Annotated in this window: 17 protein-coding genes and 1 tRNA gene; 8 read left to right on the top strand and 10 right to left on the bottom strand. The window is 42.6% G+C overall.

The annotated features are described in order from the left end of the window. Positions 1-12: 12 nt before the first annotated feature. Together ACFOHL_RS15850 and ACFOHL_RS15855 are read right to left on the bottom strand one after the other, a co-directional pair. Positions 13-2,601 carry a bifunctional diguanylate cyclase/phosphodiesterase gene (locus ACFOHL_RS15850; protein ID WP_376921216.1) on the bottom strand — a complete coding sequence of 863 codons (2,589 nt, stop codon included), beginning with the start codon at positions 2,599-2,601 and terminating at the stop codon, positions 13-15. A gap of 48 nt (positions 2,602-2,649) precedes the next feature. Then, a complete protein-coding gene (locus tag ACFOHL_RS15855) occupies positions 2,650-2,982 on the bottom strand; it encodes a c-type cytochrome (protein WP_376921375.1) in 333 nt (110 codons plus the stop codon). A 421-nt stretch (positions 2,983-3,403) separates the two neighbouring features. Between ACFOHL_RS15855 and ACFOHL_RS15860 the strand changes: the two genes are divergently transcribed. After that, positions 3,404-3,480 (top strand) — tRNA-Arg (locus tag ACFOHL_RS15860). 63 nt (positions 3,481-3,543) lie between these two features. Here ACFOHL_RS15860 and ACFOHL_RS15865 read toward each other — a convergent pair. Beyond that, entirely contained in the window at positions 3,544-4,761 is a 1,218-nt protein-coding gene (locus ACFOHL_RS15865) for an FG-GAP repeat protein (RefSeq protein WP_376921217.1), read from the bottom strand. A gap of 225 nt (positions 4,762-4,986) precedes the next feature. Here ACFOHL_RS15865 and ACFOHL_RS15870 point away from each other — a divergent pair, with 225 nt between their 5' ends. Together ACFOHL_RS15870 and ACFOHL_RS15875 are read left to right on the top strand one after the other, a co-directional pair. Then, positions 4,987-6,690, top strand: coding sequence for a protein adenylyltransferase SelO family protein (locus ACFOHL_RS15870; protein WP_376921376.1), 1,704 nt, complete (start codon positions 4,987-4,989; stop codon positions 6,688-6,690). 102 nt (positions 6,691-6,792) lie between these two features. Next, positions 6,793-7,398: a thioredoxin family protein gene (locus tag ACFOHL_RS15875; protein ID WP_376921218.1), complete on the top strand. Its 606-nt coding sequence runs from the start codon at positions 6,793-6,795 to the stop codon at positions 7,396-7,398. A gap of 2 nt (positions 7,399-7,400) precedes the next feature. Here the strand turns inward: ACFOHL_RS15875 and ACFOHL_RS15880 are convergent, their stop codons facing one another. After that, positions 7,401-8,624, bottom strand: a complete 1,224-nt coding sequence (locus ACFOHL_RS15880) for a glycosyltransferase family 2 protein (protein ID WP_376921219.1) — start codon at positions 8,622-8,624, stop codon at positions 7,401-7,403. 60 nt (positions 8,625-8,684) lie between these two features. Beyond that, on the bottom strand, positions 8,685-10,862 hold the full coding sequence (locus tag ACFOHL_RS15885) for a sulfatase (protein WP_376921220.1): 2,178 nt from the start codon (positions 10,860-10,862) through the stop codon (positions 8,685-8,687). A 301-nt stretch (positions 10,863-11,163) separates the two neighbouring features. On the opposite strand from ACFOHL_RS15885, the gene ACFOHL_RS15890 reads away from it, so the two are divergent. Then, positions 11,164-12,372: a hypothetical protein gene (locus ACFOHL_RS15890; protein WP_376921221.1), complete on the top strand. Its 1,209-nt coding sequence runs from the start codon at positions 11,164-11,166 to the stop codon at positions 12,370-12,372. Here the strand turns inward: ACFOHL_RS15890 and ACFOHL_RS15895 are convergent. Next, complete coding sequence (locus ACFOHL_RS15895; RefSeq protein WP_376921222.1) at positions 12,369-13,205, bottom strand: helix-turn-helix domain-containing protein; 837 nt, start codon at positions 13,203-13,205, stop codon at positions 12,369-12,371. The genes ACFOHL_RS15890 and ACFOHL_RS15895 overlap by 4 nt on opposite strands. A 163-nt stretch (positions 13,206-13,368) precedes the next feature. Here ACFOHL_RS15895 and ACFOHL_RS15900 point away from each other — a divergent pair, with 163 nt between their 5' ends. After that, positions 13,369-13,683, top strand: coding sequence for a SemiSWEET family sugar transporter (locus tag ACFOHL_RS15900; RefSeq protein WP_376921223.1), 315 nt, complete (start codon positions 13,369-13,371; stop codon positions 13,681-13,683). Between the two features lie 462 nt (positions 13,684-14,145). Beyond that, entirely contained in the window at positions 14,146-14,946 is an 801-nt protein-coding gene (locus tag ACFOHL_RS15905; protein ID WP_376921224.1) for a peptidylprolyl isomerase, read from the top strand. 20 nt (positions 14,947-14,966) lie between these two features. Here ACFOHL_RS15905 and ACFOHL_RS15910 read toward each other — a convergent pair whose 3' ends face one another. The 4 genes from ACFOHL_RS15910 to ACFOHL_RS15925 are packed head-to-tail and all read right to left on the bottom strand — an operon-like array spanning position 14,967 to position 18,431. Then, a complete protein-coding gene (locus ACFOHL_RS15910; RefSeq protein ID WP_376921225.1) occupies positions 14,967-15,554 on the bottom strand; it encodes a PqiC family protein in 588 nt (195 codons plus the stop codon). Between the two features lie 2 nt (positions 15,555-15,556). Continuing rightward, positions 15,557-17,239: an intermembrane transport protein PqiB gene (gene pqiB / locus ACFOHL_RS15915; protein WP_376921226.1), complete on the bottom strand. Its 1,683-nt coding sequence runs from the start codon at positions 17,237-17,239 to the stop codon at positions 15,557-15,559. Continuing rightward, the gene (locus ACFOHL_RS15920; RefSeq protein ID WP_376921227.1) at positions 17,236-17,868 is read right to left on the bottom strand and encodes a paraquat-inducible protein A; all 633 of its coding nucleotides are present in this window, start codon (positions 17,866-17,868) and stop codon (positions 17,236-17,238) included. Before ACFOHL_RS15920 ends, pqiB begins: the two co-directional genes overlap by 4 nt. Beyond that, on the bottom strand, positions 17,865-18,431 hold the full coding sequence (locus tag ACFOHL_RS15925) for a paraquat-inducible protein A (RefSeq protein WP_376921228.1): 567 nt from the start codon (positions 18,429-18,431) through the stop codon (positions 17,865-17,867). The genes ACFOHL_RS15920 and ACFOHL_RS15925 overlap by 4 nt, the downstream gene beginning before the upstream one ends. A gap of 477 nt (positions 18,432-18,908) precedes the next feature. On the opposite strand from ACFOHL_RS15925, the gene ACFOHL_RS15930 reads away from it, so the two are divergent. Beyond that, complete coding sequence (locus ACFOHL_RS15930) at positions 18,909-19,733, top strand: mechanosensitive ion channel family protein (RefSeq protein WP_376921229.1); 825 nt, start codon at positions 18,909-18,911, stop codon at positions 19,731-19,733. Positions 19,734-19,817: 84 nt separating this feature from the next. Further along, positions 19,818-20,954 carry a 2-hydroxyacid dehydrogenase gene (locus ACFOHL_RS15935; RefSeq protein WP_376921230.1) on the top strand — a complete coding sequence of 379 codons (1,137 nt, stop codon included), beginning with the start codon at positions 19,818-19,820 and terminating at the stop codon, positions 20,952-20,954. Positions 20,955-21,093: the final 139 nt, after the last annotated feature.

Here is a 21,093-nt window from a genome sequence, read left to right on the forward strand (position 1 = left end):
AGACCCTAGGAATTATAACTCGATTTGTTCAGCTGGCGAGGCCACAGGGCCTTGTAAATAGTGGCAATCGACAAGTAATAGTTCTTGCTGGGTGGCTTCGTCTAATACGCCGTCTGCAATGACCTGGATACCCATGTTGTTTGCCACCAATATTATTGACTCGACAAGCTTATGGTACTTGTAAGACATACTAAATGTATTGACCAAAGCCGCGTTAAGTTTAATAAAATCAAAGTCGTACTTGAGTAAATGAGTCAATGAACCCGATTCATTACCAAAGTTGTCCAATACTAAAGTAACGCCTAGAGCATGCAGTTTGTTTAATACCGAAGGCAAGTATTTAGGGAACTTGGTGATGGCACTTTCTGAAAGTTCAATAACCAAAAGACTGCTATCTATTTCTGACCACTCCAACTGCTGTATTAATGCTTCGTATGAGGCTTTGTGTAAAAGGTGTTCTACAGAGAGTGTTAACCCCAACTTGTTTTCAGCCGTTGCCTTGTTCTTTTTCCACTTTTTGAGTTGAACAAAAGCCATTTCTATTAAAAAACGATTAATGGAATGCGTTAGCCCGGTTTTATTTGCAAGCTCCCAAAATTCTGAGCGCATGAGCAGTTTGCCGGGCTCATAATGCCAAGCTATGGTAAATTCGTGGTATAAAATATCGTCATCTACTGCACTAACAATCGCCTGTATAAAATAAGAAAAATCGTGTTGGCTGAACGCTTTTCTAAAATTGTTTTCTAAATCTACTTCTTTAATCAGCTGGTTGCGCATGCTGATATCAAAAAATACGAACCGATTTCTACCCAAGCTCTTGGCTTGATACATCGCAGCATCAGCGTCCCGTAAAACTTGATCGGCCGTTTCGTACTCTAGGCTAATTTCCGCAATACCAATACTTGCACCCGAGTACACTTCTTTTCCTTCAATAAAAAAAGGAGCGCTAATCGAATCTACAATACGTTGGGCTATTTGCTCGACATCTTTGAGGCTTAAAAAGCTGTCTAGCAACACAACAAATTCATCACCGCCCAAGCGAGCGAGCAAATCATGGCTGCGTTTACATTCAGTGATACGTTTGGCGACTTCAATTAAGAACTCATCACCGGCGTGGTGGCCTAGGGTATCGTTGATGTTCTTAAAGCGATCCAAATCAATAAAAAGTAGGGCAAAATTATAATCGGTATGTCTGGATTTACTAGCAATGGCTAAATCTACGCGACTGTTAAACATCACGCGATTAGGTAAACCCGTTAGACTGTCGTGATGCGCCTCGTAAATGAGCTTGAGTTCGACTTCTTTGCGTTGTTCTATTTGTTTTTTGAGAGACTGATTGGAGTGATTGAGTTCAGCAGTTCGCTCTTTGACCATATCGCTTAATTGCTGGTTATATCTCAATAAATTTTGTGACGCTTGTCGCCGCTCTATAGCGACAGCGATATGCTGAGACACGAAGCGCAGTATATTTTGATCCCCTTCGTTGTATTCAGCGCCGCTGCCATAAGTTTGCACTGCTATCACGCCCTGAACCTTGCCATTAATTAATAAAGGCGCGCCCAACCATGAATTGCCCGTTTCAATCATTTTATCTGCGGTAAATGCATCAACCTCTTGCTTGTCTTTTAAGACTGCTATTTTTGACGGATTGAGTAAAACCGTCGTTTTTTTCTTGATAACGTATTCAGTCAAGCCTAGTTTGAGTTGACGCGGTACATTGTTGTCGTTGTTTGAGCCGACAAAATAAGGAAAAGTGAGGATTTCGTTTTTTTCGTCCAGCTCGGCAATATAGCAATTTGGCGCAACGAGGAGGCGCATCAATATATTGTGGATCTTCTGATAAAACACAACGATGTCCTCATCGGAAGAAGAGGATTGCTCGCTAATTTCGAACAGTGCTTGTTGTAGCGATTCAACGCGTTTTCGTTCGCTTATTTCCTCAGTTAGGCGAGCATTGGTCCGCTGAAGTTCACGAGTCCGTTTGTGAATGGTGTCTTCAATAATTTCCCTATTTTTAACGCGATCGACAGTCGTGACAATGTGCTGAGAAATAAACACCAATATTTCGTGATCGTCTTGGTTGTAACGCACCGATTGATTATAGCTTTGTACAACCATAGCTCCGATGACTTTGTCGCCTTTGGTGATTGGGACACCTATAAGATCTACTGGGGGACTGCCAAGTATTTCAAAGCCTTTTTGTCGGCAAATATCTAAGTAGTTTTCTTGAGTGAGAATGAGTGGTTCGTTAGACTTGAGTATGTAAGCTGTCACACCGTTTTTGATCTGATCATAGGACAATGAAGAGACGACTTCTTCATCATATTCGTCAACAAAGTACGCGAAAGTAATTTGTTCGTGGTCTTGATCATTAAATGCGACAAAGAAATTGTCTGCTTCCATAAAATTTTGCACTATTTTATGGATTTCTTCATACAAAGATTCAAGGCTCAGGACTGAGCTGGAAAGCTCGCTGATGGCAAATAGCGCTTTTTGGATGTTTTCTGCGCGTTTATATCGCTCTGTAAGTTGTTGGAGTTGCGGGACTAGGGCTCGCAACTCCGATTCTGATAACTCACCAATTACTTCTTGTTCAGCCATTTACAAGCTACCCATGCTTGACATCTTTTTGGCGGCTATTGGCTTAGCTTAGATGCCTTCTATCATATATTCGATTGCTGCTTTGATATCGTCTTCGGTACAATCACCACATGTTCCCATTGGGGGCATGGCATTAATACCGTTCACAGCGTTTTTCCACACTTGATCAAATCCTTTCTCGTCGAGGCGTGGTTGCCAATCTGCTGCGATCTGTAATTTTGGCGCGCCAAGTACACCTGCACCATGACATGCAACACATGCGCCATTGTATATATCTTTACCCGACTTAGGGCCAGCCGCTGCCGCGCTTGCTTCAACCGCACCCGCTACTTTAACTTTACCTACTGGTTTGATTCGCTCGGCAATTTCTTCTTCGGTCATTTCTTGCGCAATTACGGTGGTCACGCCTAAACAGGCAATAAGTGCAGCGATACTTAGTTTAGTTTTCACTCAGTTCTCCCCGGGTACCGGATTCAAAAAATTAACTGCGTAATTATAACCACATCCAATGCAAGCACAACCGTTAGAGGTGGTTTATCTGACAATAAGCTTGAGAGCGCGATTGTAATTGGCATTGCTTGGCTTGGCTTAGTTATGTGAAACTCGGACAAACAGCCGCGCTCCTCAGTGTTTGCCCAAGCGCGAAGGGATAGCATAATCAAGGCGGTTGTAAGTTTATCAATACACGCGAAGATTTTTCATTTTTTGAAAGCAAACTTGATTTACATCAGCTTTTAAAAAATCCACTGGCATCCAAAGCTCGATAATGTAAAATACGCGGCGCTTAACCATTCCTACATTAGCACCCGTAGCTCAGCTGGATAGAGCGTTGGCCTCCGGAGCCAAAGGTCGCGCGTTCGAATCGCGCCGGGTGCGCCATTCTTTTTATGTTTGCCGAGTAATTCTGCTTGTTTGGCTATTTCCCTGTTTTATCCCAAGACTTCAATCTAGTAAATCCACCACATACGCTGCGCCGGAACCCTTGCCATTGTCACCGCGATGTGGTGTCGCAATGAGCGCGGTGTTATTCGAAGCGGCGAGGTTCCAGCCAAACCTGTCTCCCGGCATGCCGTCATTCGCGAGTATCTTCTTTGCAAAGTGCCATTTATCTTTACGTTTTTTGAAGACGTAAAGCGCACCAGCGTTGTCGCCTTTTGCATCGTGATGCATGGCGGTGACTAAGGCCATATTTTGGTTAAGTGCAACACCGCGAGCAAATCTGTCATCGGCTCTGGCATCGGGCGCTATTAGTTTTTGTGTTTGTTGCCATTGTGTGCCGCTACGTTCGAAAACATAGGCTGAACCGGCATCGACACCCACGCCTTCTATGTCATCTCGTCTGGCGGAAATGAGTGCTGTATTGCCATTTAATGCGACCCTCACACCAAAAATGTCGGTATCTCCTCCATCTTCTGCCATGAGCTTTGCTTGTTGCTTCCAGTGACGCCCATTAAATGCGTATACGTAAACTGCGCCAGCATTTTCTGCTTTCTCGTCGTTTAAGTCCGCACCTACTAAAATAGTGTTACCGTCAATTGCCACACTAATACCAAATAAATCTCCCTTTACAGCGTCGTCTGCTACTAACTTACTGTGAAATTGCCAAGTATTGTCGTTCCTTATGAACACATATGCCGAACCAGAATCTTGCTCGGGGGAGTCACTGCGTGGAGCGCCAATCACCATAAAGCGATTTGTCAGAGCAATGCTTTGCCCAAATGCGTCACCGGTTTTGGTGTCGGGTGCGGTTATCATTTGTTTTTGTGACCAAGTGTTTGCTTCTTTCTCAAAGGCAAACACGGCGCCTGAATCTTCGCCTTTATCGTCCCGTCTTATTGCACCTAACATAGCGATATGATCATTAAGTGCGACATTACCCCCTAAGGTATCATTAGCATATGCTGGTGCGGCGATGAGTTTTGCTTCTTGTCGCCAACCTTTATCGCTAAGGGCATATATGTATGCTGCCCCCGTATCTTTGATATTATTTGTATCCGCTTTGTGAGCGCCGATTAAAGCAGTTGTGCCATCTATTGCCACACTGAAAGCAAATTGATCTTCGGTTTTACCGTCATTGGCTAGCAGTTTTACTTGCGCAGCTTTTACTGAGAAGTTGAAAGCTGTCACTAATAAACATGTGATTGTGTAAACTAATTTCATGTGATTTTAGTTGCTTATGTTCTCCCATGACAGTGGTCATGCGGGTACATAGCCTTTTTGTATTCGATATCAAGTTAAGGCTATGCTAGTTGATTAATCAGTGCTCAACAAGCCCGTCATTTACTTTAGAGTGTACAAGTTATGGTGTGTTGATCTAAGCTCTGAGCGTTCCAGTAATTTATCTAAGCTCGACTGAATATAAGAAGAGGTAACAACATAGGTATGATGGGTAAGCAGCAAACGACAAAATTATCGCAGAAGATAACAAACATCAACGAGCTGGCAACCTTGGTTGATTATTCTTTAATGGATACACTTGTTTGCGACCCTGATGCTACACAAAACGGCGATGACTATGCGCCGAGACAAGTTTTCTCAGGGCACTATGTACCGGTTAAACCGACTGCTATTGCTAATCACCAATACATTGCTCACAGTAAAGCGCTTTTTAATGATTTGGGTTTTGACGACGACTTAGCTATTGATGAAGATTTTGGGCGCTTGTTTTCGGGTGATTTGTCAAACTTACCAGAGCCGATCAGGCCATTTGGCTGGGCAACAGGGTATGCGCTCTCAATTTATGGCACCGAGTACGTGCAACAATGCCCTTTTCAAACAGGTAATGCTTATGGGGATGGGCGAGCTATTTCTGTTTTAGAGGTGCTTGCTAAGGGTAAACGTTGGGAAATGCAGTTAAAAGGTGGTGGTCGCACACCCTATTGTCGTGGTGGCGATGGCAGAGCCGTACTGCGTTCGAGCGTTCGTGAGTTTTTAGCACAAGAACACATGCATGCTTTGGGGGTGCCGACCTCTCGTTCATTGTGCTTATTTTTGTCTGCCACTGAAAAAGTGAATCGCCCTTGGTACTCCGAGGGTTCAAAAACACGCGATCCAGACATTCTAGTGGCCAATCCGGTGGCGATTTCAACACGAGTTGCGCCATCTTTTTTGCGTGTCGGTCAATTAGAGCTTTTTGCCCGTAGAGCACGAAATAACGCTCATGCCAATGCATTAAACGAGCTCAAAAAAATCGTTCTACACCTTATTGAGCGAGAGTATCGAGATGAGATAGACGACAAGCTTGGTTTCGAAGAGCAGGTAGTGCTTCTCGCTACGGCATTTCGCAAACGGCTTATTGCACTTGTCGCGCATTGGATGCGGGTTGGCTATTGTCAGGGGAACTTCAATAGTGATAACTGTGCGTGTGGGGGGTATACCCTTGATTACGGGCCTTTCGGATTTGTTGAGCGTTTTGATCCTTTTTATCAACCTTGGACGGGAGGCGGACGCCATTTTTCTTTTTTTAATCAGAGTGCCGCGGCAAAAGAAAATTTTGGTATGTTCTGTCGGTCACTTTTACCTTTGCTCACAGACTATCCTGAGGCAGCTAAGTGCATTGAAGTGATTCTTGCTGGTTTCTCGTCTGATATGCAAATTGCCTTAGAAAACATGTGGGCAGCGAAGCTAGGTATGCAGAACTATGACGAAGCCCTGTTTCATAAACTGCTGAGTCTAATGGTTTCCAGTGGCGCTGATTACACGATGTTCTTTTGCGAACTTTCAAAAATGCCTGATAAGATCGCAAGCTTGAGTCATAGTTTTTATCAAGCGTTGAGTGCACCGCTGCTTGAGCAGTGGGAGAGTTGGCTAGATGATTGGCGAGCGTCTTTTACTAGCGACGCAGAGCTTGTTCAAGCTAGCGAACTGATGAAGCAAGTGAATCCGAAATATACATGGCGAGAATGGTTAGTGGTGCCTGCTTATGAGGAGGCGACTAACGGCGACTATAAAAGGGTGCATGACTTGCAGTGGGTGTTAACTCAGCCCTACGGTGAATTATCGAAAGATATCGACGGTGTTCACTATCAATTGCGACCGGCAAAATACGATGCGCTTGGCGGCGTCAACCACTATAGTTGTTCGTCTTGACTAAAATTACATGTCTTGTTTTGTCATTGTGAATGAGTGACTTGTGACACATATTCCGCCATACTTCACTAAAAATATAGTGTGAAAGGAGCTTTAAAAAATATGGCCTTAACCGAATCTACAATGCTTGCTTTATCCAGTCCTGCCCCTGATTTTTGTTTACCCAATACTTCGGGTGGTATTACGTCTTTATCCGATTTTGAGGAAGATAAACTACTGGTAGTTTTATTTATTTGTAATCATTGTCCTTATGTTATCCATATTGCGCCTGCGCTCGCAGAATTGGCAAAAAAATATCAGGATAAAGGTGTAGGGTTTGTCGCAATAAACAGCAACGATACCGATACTTATCCCGCAGATAATTTTGATGCAATGAAAAAAGAGCGTGAGCACCGAGCTTATACTTTTCCTTATTTATTTGACGATACACAGGAAGTGGCAAAAGCTTTTAGTGCAGCTTGTACACCAGATATCTACGTGTTTGATTCGGAGAGAAAATTAGCTTATCGCGGACAATTTGATACTACGCGACCGCACCGTATTTCTTCAGGAAACTATGACTCTTCAAAAGCACAAGCCACAGGCGAATCGCTTGCTTGTGCTTTAGATGCTTTGTTGAAAAATGATACATTGCCTGAACCACAAATACCGTCAGTGGGTTGCAATATTAAGTGGAAAGATGGGAATGCGCCTGCTTACTACGGATAAAGTTATGTGTTGCGCTCATCGCTCAGTCTATTTCGATACTCTTGGAGCTTGCGTTTTATCATAGGACCGGATGGCTTGTATTCTAGTGCTTTTGCCATTAGGTCTTGCGCTGTTTTTAAATCAATTTTTTCCATAGATATTGCTAACTCCCTGAGAGTGTTGGCGATATCGAGCTTTTTTTCTTTTACTACAGCTTGCATAAATACGTTCTTTGCATCCAATACCTCTGGAAGGGTAACGTTTTTGGTGATGCGTTCAATTAAAGCAAGATTATCCGTTGGACTAGTCTTAATATTAGTCAAGCTGGCGTGAAAGCGTTTACGAATGAAAGTTCGGGCATCTTGAAGAGGAACTGTCAAGTTGTATTCGGAAACAAATGCAGCAAGGGCGTGTTTATATTCTAAGCATTGCTGGTCTTTATAAACTATCGTCTGTTGAGAAGTCTTAGTGAAACAATACCCACTTCTGTTTGTTTTAAAACGACTCATACCCTTTTGATTTTGCCTTGCTGCTCCGCGAGACAATAGGGAGACATATTCCATTTGGCTGCGGTTCATTCTATGTAAAATAAAGGTTTCTTTGACATTACAGCTTTGCAAAGGCTCAGGTAAATACCCAACAGGCCCTTGTGATTGTTCCCAGTTCCAAATTGAACCATCGCCCAGCGTATAGCTTTTTTGTGCCGTTTTAACGTTATGAATTTCTATGTGTTTTACCTTAACTTGGGTGGAAAATATTGTTTTGACCCATGCTGATGTTACGCCATGCTGTTGAGTATCATAAATGTCGCTAAAATCAGACTCATTGTGTTTATTAAACCAGTTTAAGCAGAGTACAGATGGGTAGTTTAGCTGTGCTAATCGATCCTTTACTGAGACGAAGTCCCCTTTATTGAACCAAAATTCATCGATATCCAAAAACATGAGATAGTCAAATTTCTTATTGTCGATGGTTTTGTATGCGTGTTGGTAAACGGTGTTTTGAGGATTCTTGTTGCCTTCATAAAAAAATTCATCGCCATCAATAAATCGAACCCGAGTTTCTCTTTGCAAGCACTGAGCAATTTCCCAAGTGTTGTCAGAAGTGTGGTTGACGTATATATCTATTGAATCAAAACCGCTTTGTAAATGGTGAAATATCCATTCGGGTAGATAGGCGGCCTCATCTTTGGCAATGGCTACCAATTTAATGGTAAGCGCTTTATTTTTCTTTAAATTAAACAACATATATTATTCTATTGGTATGAGCTTGACCCAGTGAATACAAATTTGCAAAAAAATCATTGTTTATCGACACATCTGTCTTCTTGTTATTTCTCTGAATGAAACAAGTGCCATGATCCAAAAGAGGAACAAGACAATATATTGTGGTGCCATCGTTCCACCAGAGCATGGTTCTTTGATTGCTACTGTTACTGAAGTTGATGCATCTTGATTTCCATCACTGACTGAAAATGTCAATGAAAGTTCGCTTGCTGATGTGTCACTCGGGATTGGGATGCTGTATGTTCCTCGCAAAGGTGCTTCTTTTAAATCTAAGTTTCGCAGGCTAGCGGATACTGACAGCTTGAGCAACTCTTGATTTAGATCCTGTGCGTCAACTTGTAAGACCAAGGTGTCCCCTTTTGCGATTTCTTGGGTTTCGGGGAGTACTTGAATAGTAGGTGCAATTTCCACTGGCGAGATTTTTGTATAGTGGCGAACGGGGTTCATATCGCTGTCAGAGGAAATGGCAATACCGATGTAAGTCTCGACATACACTTCAGGAGCAGTAAACTTTAAGGTATCAAAACTGGTTTGCTCCATGGTAATTTCTGGCCCTAAAAACTGTTCAAAATGAATGTGAGATAGGTCGCTAGCATTTCCGGAGTGTAAATTTATGTACACGTCTTCATTGCTCGTTGCTGTTGACGAATACTTGGATAAAGACAGGCTAGATACTTTCCTCTCGGACACAAGAGAAAACTGCTCAGAAGGCAGGCCAATTTGCGTGTAATCAAAACTGCCCTCTATATAATTCTCATTCTGTCTGGGCAGAACGGCAAAACTGTCGATTAGGTGTTGCTCTATAAGCCTATCTAACTCTTGGACTTTATCCGGCAACACATCTGCGAGATTTGTCATTTCTCCAAAGTCGGTGTTTAAATCGAATAAATGAAATAAATCACCAGAAGGCTGTCCATAGTGAAATGTTTTGATGAGTTTCCAACCGTTAAGAATGACACTTGCCGATGGAGGAAGCCAACCTGGTACACTAGGTTCTGCTGGAAAATAGGTGAACACAGGGCTTTCATCCAGAATATCGCCTGCGATCAGGGGGCGAATGTCGCGACCATCTATGACATGCGATGACGGCCATGAAATCGCAAGACCATTCAACAGCGTTGGAAAGAAGTCGACAGATTGAATAGGCGTGTCGACTGTGTGGGGCTGATTATGCAGATTTGGCCAGTAAATAACGGTAGGAACACGAATTCCCCCCTCATAGTTGGACGCTTTGCCATAGCTTAGCGGTAAGTTGCTTGTTGGTCGAAGACCGTCTACTTTGCCATAGTGGTTTCCACCATTATCAGAGGTAAATACTATGATAGTAGAATCAAGCAAGTTTTCCTTTTCAAGGGTATCTAAGAGTATGCCAATACTGTCGTCAAAATGTTTGACCATCGCCGCGTAAACTGCGCTTTGCTGGCTGTTAACGCTTGTTTGCTTCTTTTCGAATTCGCGAACCAATTCAGCTTGAGCATTGAATGGTGAATGGACAGAAAATGTCCAAAAATTAAGGTAAAACGGTCCGTCATTGTGGACGCTTTTTATCCAATCACTGGCCTCTTTTGCTAAGCGAATATCAATATGCTCTCCTTTTTCTTTCATCGCTAAGTTGGGTGCAAAACGCCAAGGAGCTAGATATCCACCCGATGGACCTGAACCCTCATAGTGAGGAATATCAACATCGAAACCGTGTTCTAGAGGACTATAAGGCTCGGCACCCAAGTGCCACTTCCCAAAATGTGCTGTTTGATAATCGCGCTCCTTTAAAAGGCGAGAGAGGGTTGGAATATTTGTATTGAGGCGCGTGACTGTTAAGGGTTTAACAGACTTTCTGAAAGACGCCGCTGTGCGATTAACTGAGGGCGTCAGTCTGACTGTTTCTGAACCGTGCGCGGGTTCTGTTGAACCGTGCCTTGCGGGAGTCTGACCCGTCAATATAGAGGCGCGTGTCGGTGAGCAAAGCGGACTATTTGTATATGATCGGGTAAATTTCACGCCAATTTCGGCTAATCGTTGGATATTTGGCGTTTCATAAAACCGATTTTCATTGTATAAACTGGTGTCATTCCAACCGAGATCATCTGCCAACATGAATACAATGTTAGGCATTTCGTGTTTTATTTCTGCAAAGCCAATTGCGCATTTAGCAATCAAAAGTATACATGCTATTGATTTCATTATTTTTTTATGCTTCATCTGTATCCATTTCTGCAAAGCTGAACCAGCCCTAATATAAAACAAATTCTTCACGTAGTAACTAGGGACTGTTTACCCCTGATGTGTAATTGTGCAACGAGGAGACATACACCCTAAGACTTGTCTATTTTTCTCATGTATACTCCGCAAATTATTTTCATTTTGCTAGTACTTTTACATATGAGAAAAAGTACCGCTGCCAGTAGAGGATTTGCATCTGAAAGCTAATTTTGCAGATATAGACGTGGTGGTTCATATTGGATTACCGAAAACCGGTTCTTCAGCTATTCAAAAGTTATGTGTGAATTATAATAAGGTACTCGCAAATTGCGGTTGGTACTACCCTCGGCATGCTCTAGACAAAAACGGTGTGTCAGGTGGGCACTCAAACCTGTATAAAATTTTACGAGACGAGGGAGTTAGCAAATTTCGGGAGCGAATCGATGAGTACATTGTCAAAGCGCGCGCTCGCAGGCAAACCTTATTGATTTCAAGTGAAGGTTTATCCCAGCATCCGAATGATTTGTATGAGTCTCTATCGGGTCTAAATGTGCGTGTTGTCTCTTTTTTTCGTCATCCCGTTGAGGCATTTTTCTCCGCTTACAATCAAATGATTAAGCGGCATTTTTTCACTAGAAAGATAGACGATTATGCAGAACGAGCCATTAACAACGTTCAGCCTGTGCTTTCTGGGCGTCACCTTTTCGAGTGGAAAGAACGATTTGACGAGGCGTTTGCAGTGTTGCCATATTCGAGCAACGCAAAAACGACTGCTTCGGTAGTACGCATGTTTTTTGATTATCTTGGGATTCCAAAAGAGCACTTCCCTTCCGGTGCATTGGACGAGCAGGTAAACAGTGGATACTGTTTACCTGCGCTAAAGCTAAAACGCCTAACAAACTTAGTATTAACGAATGAGGATACAAGGCTAAACAATAAGCTGGATTTGTTTTTTCAAGCGGCATCTGACACGAAGCAATATGACAGTGCAGGCGCTGATACAATGATCAGTGAGGACACCTACAAGCGCCTTGTCGAAAAGTTTGAAAAAGATGTGATTGCCATTGAGTCTGGTTTCAGTATTACTGTGCCGTTGAATACAGAACACTGCAATAAAAGCGTATCGTCGCTAAAAATTATTGCAGAGATGATAGAAATAATGCAGACCTTCGTTCAACAAGAAAAATCGACTTACCAACGCATAAGAAAAAGAATTTTAGTTGGGGACTGGTACAGTGATGACCCTGATCATCGTCAACTTTGTGAACTATTTGATTGTCACTTTTTGTTACAAGTACGGGAGAAAGATTTTTTCTTCCCGGACAAAATTCTGCAAAAAATGTGTCGATATGACAAAGTTGATTTTCTGAGAGAAACCGCCAAGGTATTACTTGCAAGAGCAGATTACGAGCACGCCTATTTGCTTATTAGCGAGGCTAAACGTATACGCGGAAATGGGCCAGTGATTAAGCGTTTGTATGAACAAATAAAAAAGCTGAATAGTGATTAAGAAAACTGTTTGCGATAATGTCCCGGTGCGATACTGACGGATTTTTTAAACCGCTTTGAAAAATTGAAGACATCACTGTAACCTACTTGTTCGCCTATTTGTTCGATTGACCAATTCGATTGTGTGAGTAAATATTTAGCTCGCTCCATTCGCAAATGAATCAAGTACTGCAGTGGACTTTTGCCAAAATGTTGCTGGAATAGGCGATGTAAATGCGGCGGCGAATAGTTGGCGATTTCTGACATCGATTCTACCGTCCAATTATAGTGCAAGCGCTGTTCCAGTGCTTGTTGTAGCTGCCAAATTCGTTGCGATTCTTGTGAGCGTGTTTGGTGTACCTGCAAGCTTTTGGCGATGTAGTTGTCGAGTTGGGTAAAAGCGGGTATCTGTAGACTTGTATCAGGCTCATAATAAATCATACTGAGCAAGTGATAGATTTGTTGGTTATATTCACAAAACTCGGCATCAGGCCGCCCTTTGACAGAGTCATTCCACTTTTCGCTGACATCTAGGTGAAACCAGACCATATCCAAGTGAGTCGCTTTCAGCTCCATGACAAAGGGTTGATAAGCGGGTAAGCATACTAAATGGCTTTTTGTGATATTGTGATGGGCTGAGCGAGTGCGCAAATTCAGTTCTCCATCAATGATATAAATCAAAGCATGCCACTGCGGATTCGCTCGCGCAACTTTGTAATTTCCCTTCAAATTTGAAATGCCAGATAATGCGCTATTAAGTCTTTCAAGCGCCGGCGTTTTTGCGCAATCTACAAACCTTTCATCACATTCAGATCCAATCTCTAGGGCGTCAAACCAGTTACTTTCTGTTGGCATGAAAATCAATCAATGATAGTTATGGATAAAAATTATGATAGCTTAAAACATTACCAAAATACAAACTTGAGCGTAGACTTGCCGCAACTTTTACCAATGAACCAAAATCTGGTTTTACGCTAAAAGTATCGTATTAACACTCAGCATTAACGAGGTAACTATTATGACGACTATTGAAATACTTGGATTTACATCAGCATTTTTGACGACATTCTCGTTTTTACCTCAGGTGATTCAGGTTTTTAAAACACGTGATACCGCGTCATTGTCTCTTGCGATGTATAGTATATTCACTGTTGGTGTTGCGGGCTGGTTGGTTTATGGGATTTTTAAGCAAGACAGTGCGGTGATAGTTGCGAACATGGTAACATTGTTGTTGTCGGCATGTATATTGTCGATGAAGTTGTATAACGATTTTGCAACAAAACGCAGTAAAAAATTACACGAAGGCGATCATTTAGAAGAGTGTGTAAACTAGGGATTTGCGAATGATGAGTTGTAAACTCAAAACAAGCATCGCCTAAAGTAACTCACGTTCCAATATTATTTGCTCACTTACCTGGACGGCTTAGCGGTTTATACTTGGAATTCCCCCTTTTTGTCGCAAAACCGCTGCGAGTATATCCATATACGCTTTGATTTTTCATACTTGAAAAATAAATTTTGCGACAAAAGGGGGGAATTCCAAGTATAAACCGCTGAGCCCTTGCAGCATGGGTGGCAACCAAATCAGGCTGCAGCAGACACACATAAACACCTAGCAAAACCTTCCCCCGCAATACATTTGTGATCAAATTGTTACTTTTTGTCGCGTAGTTGAAGCTGACAACGCAATCGTTGTCCTGTTACTATGTAACCAAGTTGTTCGTCCTTACCCACAATCAATTTGAAGTGACTTACCACAAAACCTTTATATGTCCGCCAGAGAAGTAAACCAATCATGAAAAAAATCAAAAATATTTTGTTGTCAGCCTTAGTTATAGGCTCAAGTGGATTGCATAGCTATACTAATGCGACTGAAGTACAAATCCAAACGGTGTTGGGCAATATTAATGTCGCGCTATTTGACGAAGCGACGCCAGAAACGGTCGATAACTTTTTGCTGTATGTAAATTCCGGCACATACGCTAATACTGTTTTTCACCGTTCAGTACCTAGCTTTATTGTTCAGTCTGGTGGTTTTGCGTTTAATGGCACTGTGCCTCCTGACCCGATACCCACCAATCCACCCGTGATCAACGAGCCAGAGTTTTCTAATGTGAGGGGGACAATCGCCATGGCCAAATTAGGTGGCGATCCAAACAGTGCGACCTCTCAATGGTTTATTAACTTAAACGACAACAGTGCAAATTTAGATGTACAAAACGGTGGGTTTACTGTGTTTGGGCAAGTTATTGGCGATGGGATGGAGGTGGTCGATGCTATTGCGGCCTTACCTATATTTTCGCAAGGGGGAGTATTCAGTGAATTACCTGTCCGTAACTTCACGCAGGCAGATGCAAATAACGGTGTAGCGGTAGGCGGCGACAATTTAGTCATCGTTACCGACATTGTTATTGTGAATGACGTTGTTGATTCCAACCCCGATATTACGCCGATTGAGAATACAAGAATCAATCCACCTAGCCCGCCGCCCACAACGGGCAATGACGGTGGCGGATCGTCTGGTGGCAGTATCCCTTTATTTGCGGTAAGCAGTTTGTTTTTTGCCGCAGTTCTAAGACGATTTAAAGTACTTTAATTAAGCTAACTATAAATCTTCTATGGCGTTTGGTTTATTTCAGACGCCAACACGCGTATTTGTTCACGCATTTGTTTGACGGCATTGGCATAGCCTGCTTCACGTAATTGCGATTTGTTATAAAAGTGACGAATAGAGCTAACACCGTTTGGCTGCGTGACTGCTAGATAACCCGACAACAAAAGTAGACCTTCTTCGCTAGGATAGAAGTGTTCTATGTACACACTAAGCTGCTTGCAGTTTTCACAACTGTTTACGGCAAAGTATTTGCCCTCTAATTGATTAATATCATTGATTAAAGCACGCTTAATCGCTGCGTGTAGATTGTCTGCCCAACTGTGATAATTGGCTTTAATGAAGCGATGATCCTTTGCTTGCATGACAAGTTGGTCACCATTTAAATATCGCGGCAGTTTAACTGAGCGTATTTCAATAACGTTAGCATTGTCAGGAATGCGATTCACTTGAGGCAAAGGGTTGGCGTCAAACACATAATAGTGTTGTTGTAAATCAGACGAGGGTGCTGAAGAGCAGGCGGCCAAACCACAAAAAATTGTTGCCAGTAGAATCAGTGACGGAAGTAAGGAGGCGTTTGTGGGCTTGTTCATGCTTATTGTTTTCCTTCTTCCGCAGCAGCGTTTGAGAAACTATGAGGCTCTTTGTCTTTAACTGTAGGCTTACCAAAAATAAGAGAGTTAGGTTGGTTTGTGACTTCCTTAACCAAGGGGCGTACGTCATTTAGTGTGGCTTCTAGTTGAGTAATTGCTCCCTGTAAAGACAAGTATATGTCTGAATTAGGTTGCACACCTTTTAAGCTTTTTTGCAATTCACTTAGTGTTTGCTCTAAGGATATTAAAGTACTATCGGCGCGTTTAATTGTAGTCTCGGCGGTGATGATCGCTTGCCCTGCAGATTGAATGGTTTGATCCGTGCTATCAATCAGGGTATTTACATTGTCTACGGTTTCTTTAAACGGCAGAGTATTTAAGGTTGCTAAAATACTTTCCAGCTGCTGCGTGATGCTTTCAAAACCGCCAATCGAAGCGGGAATAACAGGGAACCTACCAAAATACTCAAGTTCAGACTTTGTTTCCTCACCGGGTGCCAATCCTATTTTTAGGCTTCCCGTAACAAGGTTTGCACTTTCCACGAAGGCGGTTAGGCCGCCTTTAATCCAGTTATCAAATACTTGTTGAAAGTCTTGTAGAGAGCCGAGTTCTTTTCCAAGTAGTCTTTCGGGCTCAATTTTTACCACAACAGGAATGCGTTCTTCTTCACCGTAGCCACTGATTTCGGCGATTTCCAAGAACTTCATATAAGGTTGGCTAACCGTTCCAACCCGAATGCCGCGATACTCAACAGGTGCGCCTTTATACAAGCCACTGACCGAATCTTCTACCAATATTACATATTCGATGAACGCATAGTCTTTTTGTTCTTCTATGCTTTCTAAGCTGTCATAAATGGTGAATAAGTAATTTTGTGGAACGCCTTTTCCCGGTTTTTCGCCATCGGGTAAGCCAAACTCCACACCGCCATTAAATAGTGCATCTAAGGATGCGACATCAAAGCTAACGCCTTCTGCGGTCATTGATAGTTGAAAACCACTCACATTCCAAAACGCCGTGTTTTCCGTCACTAGGTTGTGGTAAGGCGCGTTAATAAAGATATCGTAATGCGCTTCTTCTTCCAGATCATCGTAGGATTTTGATTCGACTGCGCCCACTTCAAAACCGCGATACAAAACAGGGTTGCCTATGTTCAGCGTTTCACTGCCTTGCGATACCAAACGTAAATGAATGCCATCGGCATTACTTGGGGTTACGGGGGGATTTTCTAATCCGACAAACTCATACTGTTCGACAGTCGATTTGCCGGGGGATACTTCGATATAAGCACCTGATAGCAGAGTACTGATCCCAGTAATGCCTCTCGCGCCTATTCTAGGCCTAACAACCCAAAACTGACTGTCCTCAACGATAAAAGCAGCCATGTCTTTTTGTACTTCAATATCTACTAAAATATGCGCTTTATCGTGATTGAAACCGACGCGTTTGACTCGACCGATTTCTACATTTCGACTTTTCAGTACCGTTTTACCAGACTCCAGTCCCTCGGCTGTTTCAAACATCACTTGTATCATCACACCGCGATTTTGCCAGTCGTTGTATACCATGCCAATACCGATGATCACGGCAATCAGCGGCAACAACCAAATTTTAGAAATGCTTGTTTTAGCATGAACCTCGGGATTTGCACCGCCGATGGGTGTTGAATCGTTTTGCTCTGTCATTTATGTATCGCTTTATCCCATAATATACGCGTGTCGAACTTCAAAGCGCTTAACATAGTAAGTAACACTACACCAGCAAAGGCAGACGCCGCAATACCTACTTGAATTGACATGAGTCCGCTGAGTTGAATCAATGCCACCAATATCGCCACTACAAACACATCGACCATCGACCATTTACCAATAAACTCGGTTATTCGGTAAAGGCGCGTGAGTTCATATCTATCGATTTCGTGCCGACAAGTGGCGGCGTAACAGAGCCAAGCAAGTGCAAACATTTTTGCCAATGGCACGATGATGCTAGCAACAAATATTACTGCAGCAATAAAATAAGAACCATGCGATAAAAACAAAACCACGCCACCAATAATTGTGCTAGGTTCAGCGTCTCCAAGTAGGGTAGTTGTCATAATTGGATACAGATTGGCAGGTATGTACAACAAAAAACTGGTCACCAATAGACTCAGTGTAATTTGCACACTGTTTTTTACTCTTGGAGTAATTTGCGCGTTGCAGTATTGACAATGATCTTCAGTGCATGCGGTCAAATGATGGCATATACGGCAGTTGATCAGGCCTGATTCAGCCGCGCTTCCTTTTGCGTAACACGTATGGGTTTCTTGTTTCACCAATTGTCTCCTTGTGCTACCCACTGCCACAGTCTATGGTTGTCAACAATCGATACCACATAAGTAAACAGCGTAGCAAAAACAACATAAGCCCAAAATGAAACATTGAGACTGATTTCTGCCATCGAAACAATTTTAATTAAGGCGACAAGTACACTGATTAAAAACACTTCTGTCATTGCCCAAGGCAGAATACTACTGGCAATTCTGCCGAGTAAATGCGTCGATAAAAAACTCAAATTGTACTGTGTATTTAGAATAATAATTGAGAGGCAGCATAGGTAAAGCACAGGTAAAATCACGATGAATGCAAGTACAATTGCCGCAACGAAATAGTACTCTTGAAAAAAGAGTTCGGAAGATGCTTGTAATAAATAAATGTCGCGATTTTGTCCATTTGCGGAAAAAGAAATAAACGAGAAGCTCAGCGCAATAATCATGACAACAATTGCCGTAATCGATACAGCCACAACGTGGTGTTTGGGATTGCGGTGACCCACCGCGAGTGTGTGCTTACATCTAGGGCAGCTTAACACGGTACGATGCGGAATGTGCCTTGGCATTTTTATGAGCAAGTCGCACTCGGCACAAGCGTAGTTGTACTGGCATGATTTATGTTGATTTTTGCTTGTCATTTTTTGGTTATTGTATCAATGCCTTTTTGTATAACTTTTTGAATATAGTACAGCAGTACAATATGTCAGCTACAGAGGCACATTGCAGAGAATGCGCTTTGCATCCATCACAATAAAGTTGATGCTGGTATTTTGCAAGCATATCACGAATAAAGCACGGCAGGACTGGACGTGGAAGCTCACCCTCCTTTGTCGCAAAACCGCTGCGAGTATATCCATATACGCTTTGATTTTTCTTCCGTGAAAAATAAATTTTGCGGCAATGGAGGGTGAATTTACACGTTTAATTCCAAAGTGAGGAATAAAGGGTATTTTCCAAAAAAAGATGTTTTCATCGTTTGTGGAGGTATAACATAAAGATACTCGCATGTTTGTTTGTTCGATCCACTTAAAAAGGAAAAAACCATGTTTGAAGATGTTGAACAATATTCAGAGCTTATGATCCAATATATCGTTGAATACGGTGGTCAGGCGTTAATGGCGATTTTTGTATTAATCGTTGGGCTATGGCTTATCGCTCGCATTAGTCGTTTGGCTGGCGCTGCTTTGGCGAGAGGTTTAAACGACGATACCTTGACTACCTTTTTGACGGGTGCAATCGAAGTACTCTTGAAAGTCTTATTGGTGATTAGTGTGGCCTCGATGGTCGGCATAGAAACTACCTCCTTTATTGCCGTATTAGGTGCGGCTGGCCTAGCTGTAGGTATGGCTTTGCAAGGCAGCCTATCTAATTTTGCAGGTGGGGTGATGTTGTTAATATTTCGCCCAATTCGCGTGGGTGATTACGTTGAGGCACAAGGTGAGAGTGGTACGGTTATAGAAATGGGTATTTTTGTGACGGTGTTAGAGACCTTCGACAAGCGTATCATAGTCATCCCCAATGGCCCATTGTCCAATGGCAACTTAACCAATTATTCAAAAAGCCCAACCCGCGCCGTTGAAGTGACCTTTGGCATTAGTTACGACGATGATATGAAAAGCGCACGCGACGCCTTAACTACGCTGATGAACAGTGATGAACGTGTAATCAAGGAAGAGGCAAATGTGGTGGCGGTTTCTGAACTAGGAGATAGTTCGGTCAATATATTCTATCGCGCGTTTGTAAAAACGGAAGATTACTGGGCGTATTACTTTGACATTCATGAGCAGGGTAAGCTAGCACTGGAACAAGCTGGGTGCACGATCCCCTTTCCACAAAGAGATGTACATTTATACTCTCAGCAAGCTTAAGTGCAACTGTGGCTGTGTTTTCCCATATTTTTTGGTTACACAGCCAATGGTTAAATGTGCTACGAAACTATATGGTGATTGTTTATGCCCAATTCACATATCGAAGCCTTGCTTGCTAGATTAGCCACGACCAGCGACATGGACGTCACCACTTATAGAGCTATTTCTGAATTGCTAGACAAGGCACGCCCAAAGGCAAAGGAGACGAGCCAACAAGTACCCTATGAGATTGCATTTTTTGACGCAAAACCATATGACAAAAAAGCCTTTGAAAGCCAGAATGACGGCAGATTTGTATTCCGATACATTGATGCGCAATTGAACAAGCACACCGCGGCTTTGGCGCGGGGCTGCACTGCGGTATGTGTGTTTGTTAATGATGAATGTGATCAAGCGGTAATTGGCGAGCTTGCTCGATTGGGGGTTCAATGTGTCGCTTTGCGTTGTGCAGGCTTTAACAATGTTGATCTAGTTGCATGCAAAGCCCTCGATATCCAGGTAGTAAGAGTACCAGCCTATTCTCCTCATGCTGTAGCCGAGCACACAGTGGCGCTCATGCTCATGCTAAACCGTCAACTTCATCGAGCGTATATGCGCAATCGTTCAGGTCAGTTTTTACTCGATGGCCTTGTTGGTTTTGATATGTTCAACAAAAAAGTAGGGGTGGTTGGTACCGGTAAAATAGGCCGATGTGTAATCGAAATTTTACTCGGTTTTGGCTGCAAGATATTAGCCTTTGACCCCAAGCCATCCGAGCAATTCAGAAACCAAGCAAGTGTGCAGTATACCTCATTTGAAAGTGTGATTGCTGAATCGGATATTCTTACACTCCATTCTCCTCTCACACCAGAAACCCAGCATCTGATTGATGATGTGAGTATTGCGAAAATGAAACAGGGTGTGATGATCATCAATACCAGCAGGGGCGGGCTTGTTGATAGTAAAGCCTTGATTAAGGGATTAAAAACCGGTCACATCGCATTTGCAGGTTTGGATGTGTATGAAGAGGAAGGCGGCATTTTTTTTAATGATATGTCTAATCAAATTATGGATGACGATGTACTGGCACGTTTGATGACTTTTAATAACGTCGTGATAACCTCGCACCAAGCCTTTCTCACGCATGAAGCACTCGCAAACATTGCATCTACGACTTTACTAAATTTAGATGAATTTTTTCTAGGGAAGCGTGGTCTACATTTAACTAACGTCGTCTCATAAGCACTAATGTTAAAATTTTGTTTCATCAGCATATCTTATATTAATTTATAATTTTTATTTATAGTGATGGCGGCGTATAGTTATTTTCGAAGTGAATTAGACAAGTTTTCGTATTTGTTGAAGATCATTTCTCCCTACT

This window comes from Agaribacter flavus (assembly GCF_042646125.1).
GTDB lineage: Bacteria > Pseudomonadota > Gammaproteobacteria > Enterobacterales > Alteromonadaceae > Glaciecola > Glaciecola flavus.

What these genes read in the sequence shown, in the direction of transcription:
- ACFOHL_RS15850 (WP_376921216.1), bottom strand. Translation starts at nt 2,601, where the DNA reads ATGGCTGAACAAGAAGTAATTGGTGAGTTATCAGAATCGGAGTTGCGA.
- ACFOHL_RS15855 (WP_376921375.1), bottom strand. Translation starts at nt 2,982, where the DNA reads ATGACCGAAGAAGAAATTGCCGAGCGAATCAAACCAGTAGGTAAAGTT.
- ACFOHL_RS15865 (WP_376921217.1), bottom strand. Translation starts at nt 4,761, where the DNA reads ATGAAATTAGTTTACACAATCACATGTTTATTAGTGACAGCTTTCAAC.
- ACFOHL_RS15870 (WP_376921376.1), top strand. Translation starts at nt 4,987, where the DNA reads ATGGGTAAGCAGCAAACGACAAAATTATCGCAGAAGATAACAAACATC.
- ACFOHL_RS15875 (WP_376921218.1), top strand. Translation starts at nt 6,793, where the DNA reads ATGGCCTTAACCGAATCTACAATGCTTGCTTTATCCAGTCCTGCCCCT.
- ACFOHL_RS15880 (WP_376921219.1), bottom strand. Translation starts at nt 8,624, where the DNA reads ATGTTGTTTAATTTAAAGAAAAATAAAGCGCTTACCATTAAATTGGTA.
- ACFOHL_RS15885 (WP_376921220.1), bottom strand. Translation starts at nt 10,862, where the DNA reads ATGAAGCATAAAAAAATAATGAAATCAATAGCATGTATACTTTTGATT.
- ACFOHL_RS15895 (WP_376921222.1), bottom strand. Translation starts at nt 13,205, where the DNA reads ATGCCAACAGAAAGTAACTGGTTTGACGCCCTAGAGATTGGATCTGAA.
- ACFOHL_RS15900 (WP_376921223.1), top strand. Translation starts at nt 13,369, where the DNA reads ATGACGACTATTGAAATACTTGGATTTACATCAGCATTTTTGACGACA.
- ACFOHL_RS15905 (WP_376921224.1), top strand. Translation starts at nt 14,146, where the DNA reads ATGAAAAAAATCAAAAATATTTTGTTGTCAGCCTTAGTTATAGGCTCA.
- ACFOHL_RS15910 (WP_376921225.1), bottom strand. Translation starts at nt 15,554, where the DNA reads ATGAACAAGCCCACAAACGCCTCCTTACTTCCGTCACTGATTCTACTG.
- pqiB (WP_376921226.1), bottom strand. Translation starts at nt 17,239, where the DNA reads ATGACAGAGCAAAACGATTCAACACCCATCGGCGGTGCAAATCCCGAG.
- ACFOHL_RS15925 (WP_376921228.1), bottom strand. Translation starts at nt 18,431, where the DNA reads ATGCCAAGGCACATTCCGCATCGTACCGTGTTAAGCTGCCCTAGATGT.
- ACFOHL_RS15930 (WP_376921229.1), top strand. Translation starts at nt 18,909, where the DNA reads ATGTTTGAAGATGTTGAACAATATTCAGAGCTTATGATCCAATATATC.
- ACFOHL_RS15935 (WP_376921230.1), top strand. Translation starts at nt 19,818, where the DNA reads ATGCCCAATTCACATATCGAAGCCTTGCTTGCTAGATTAGCCACGACC.